General features: G+C 55.8%; 2 protein-coding genes. Both read right to left on the reverse strand.

Going from position 1 to position 2,506, the window contains the following annotated elements; translation table 11 throughout:
* Positions 1 to 22: 22 nt before the first annotated feature.
* Positions 23 to 481 carry a MarR family winged helix-turn-helix transcriptional regulator gene (locus H5U08_RS15655; RefSeq protein WP_297035130.1) on the reverse strand — a complete coding sequence of 153 codons (459 nt, stop codon included), beginning with the start codon at positions 479 to 481 and terminating at the stop codon, positions 23 to 25.
* 155 nt (positions 482 to 636) lie between these two features.
* The coding region (locus tag H5U08_RS15660; RefSeq protein ID WP_297035133.1) for a site-specific integrase at positions 637 to 2,506 on the reverse strand (1,870 nt) is incomplete at its 5' end.

A 2,506-nucleotide genomic window follows, 5' to 3' on the forward strand; every position in this document is an offset into this window, starting at 1 on the left:
ATCGGACGCCAATACAATTCCGTCAGTTGCTGGCAGAGCGATAATCAGCGTCATAGAGGGCTTCTTTCACAACGGAATTTTGAGCGAACTGAGGGGCCTCTCCGTAAACTAATTTCAGAAGATCAGAGAAACCCAGCCTAGATGTTTCGGACGTCAACTCATTTAGCAAATCCAAATGTGCCTGATCAATGGTCAACGCCAATTCTTTAGCCATCCGTCTTCCCCGGTCTGTGAGATGATATTTCGACCAAGCGGGCACCGCATGGGGCAAGCGAACTATCAGCCCCTCTTGTTCGAGTCTTTCCAGGGAGTGGTAAACCTCTGGACTCCACGGTCCATAAAGATAAGGCTTGAACCTGAAGAAGTTTGGGATGTTTTGCCCTGAGTGCCACCAGAAGCGAAAGAGTGTCTTCATCAGGCGAATTCGATCTAAGGGTGCTATCGCAAGAGCGCACAGGATCCACTTGTCCTGGTCGATCATTGCCGCGTTCTCCTCTAGAAAGACGTGCGGTAGAGCCCGTCTAAATTCTAGACGGCCGATAAATCGCACGCAATTGCGATCCAAATGGCTCGAGCGACAATCAAAGCGTTGTAGATCAGACGATCTCTGAGCCCAGCATATTGTGTACACCGACTCTACCGGTTCACCACGTTATCTCTGTTCGTGTCACATTCTGGAGCCTGACTGGAATCTCGCACCCAAAAATGGGGAGACGAGGCCAGTCTCGACGCGCTGGGGATCGCAGGTTCGAGTCCCGCATCGCCCAATGGGGAAGTGGGCCAAGAGAAGCCGTGCGGCGCAAGTGGAGGCATAAGTTGCCTATTTTCCAGCAGTTGCGGCGCTGTCTTCGCTTCATTGCGCTCTATTGCGGTCGGTTGCGGAGCCGGACTTGGAGCCACCGTGGAGCCGGATTTGGAGCCACCACTTTTTCTAGGCGTCTGCGCTCGGGAACGTTTCTCGGCGAGTCTATCGTACAAGGCCGGGTTGTCTGTGGGGATTGCCCTTTCCATGGCAAGCTCCGCGTCAGACTGCGAAAAGGAAGCGTTCATATTCGCCGCTTTTGCTCTCTCGTCTCTATTGAGAGTGGTTGGGCTGTCCGGGGGTGTTGCCCTTTCCATGGCGAACTCCCCTGCGGCTTGTGAGACAAGGTTCAGGTCCAGGGTTTGCTCGCTCGCGGTCGTTTCCTGTGGTTTAACTCCTCTTTCCTGGCCGGTCGTGCACAGGCCCGCGGTTTCCAAAGAAATTGTCTTTTCAGTGGCAGGCATCCGGTGGGTGGCTGCGGCTTTTAGAAGGGCACGGTGCGCAGGGAGCGAAGTTTCGTTCTGAGCAGTCGGCGTCACCTCTGCGATTTCTTCACGGATGTGACGGCCTGCTTCTGCCCATTTTCCACGCATGGCGAGTTCAGCCTGAGTGGGTTTCTTCTCTAAGGAAGATTCTGCGTGAGGTGTTGCCGTTGGTTGTCCTGGATGCCAACAGAGGGCTTGCTGAAAAGCGGCGTCGGTTGGGTCAACGTAGTGCCGCAGGGCAATGCTGGGAGTATTTCCCAACCACTTGGCCACTACTGCCAGCGGAAAAGATTGCGCTAGGTCAGATTCACAGGATGCCCGCAGGTTGTGCCACAATCGGGGCCAAGGTTCCAGGCCTGCGTTGTGAATAATGCGTTTAAACTGTGTCCGGAAGTTACAGTTCACCCAACCGGTTGCCCCTTGGGCTCGCTGCCGCCACAGTTGAGGGAATAAGAAGGCGTCTCCCTCCTGGGCTCGTTCGAAGGCTTCTTCGAGGTAAGGCTTTAAAAGGGGGAACATGGGGATGACGCGATAGGGCTTGCCTGTGCGTTCCGTCTTTGGACTGCGAATGACCAGGCGGTTGCTATCCCAAAGCACGTCTTGCCAGCGGAGAGAAAGGGCTTCGGAAGGGACTCTTAGTCCGGCGTAACGAGCGAGGGCAATGAGGAGCCGCCACAAGTAATCGGGGGCTGCCTCGATCAGTTGTTGTGTCTCCTCGAGGGTCACGTATCTGCGGCGATCAGCCGGGTTATGGCTGGGGGGTCTGACAGCCTCGAATGGATTGTTGGTAATTAGCCCTCGTCGTTGAGCCTCGCGAAAGACATGGCGAGCATGTTGAATCCGGCGGGACACCGTTGCTGGACGCAGACCCGAGGCGAGAAGCTCATCTCGATACCGGAGGGCGTCTTCCATGGTAATCGTGGCGGCCGGTCGATCGCCGAACAATTCCAGGAGTTTGGCCGCCCCCACTCGCATGGCTGCCAACGTGGAGGGCTTAGCCTGGGATTTTTGGGCCTCACAGAGCCAGAAATTCACTAAATCTTTGACTGTGAGCCGGTTTTCTCTGGGCGGAACAAGAGCAGCGCGGACGAGGCGGTCGTACAGTTCGTCACTGATTTCGCGCAGCCAAAGAGCGAGATCCGGAGGGAGGGGAGTGCCGGCCAATTTGGCTGCGATGATGGTTTCCACCCTGAGTTTGACGGCTTGGGCCCCTTTTTTG

The organism is Thermogutta sp. (genome assembly GCF_014359955.1).
GTDB lineage: Bacteria > Planctomycetota > Planctomycetia > Pirellulales > Thermoguttaceae > Thermogutta.

What these genes read in the sequence shown, in the direction of transcription:
- H5U08_RS15655 (WP_297035130.1), bottom strand. Translation starts at nt 481, where the DNA reads ATGATCGACCAGGACAAGTGGATCCTGTGCGCTCTTGCGATAGCACCC.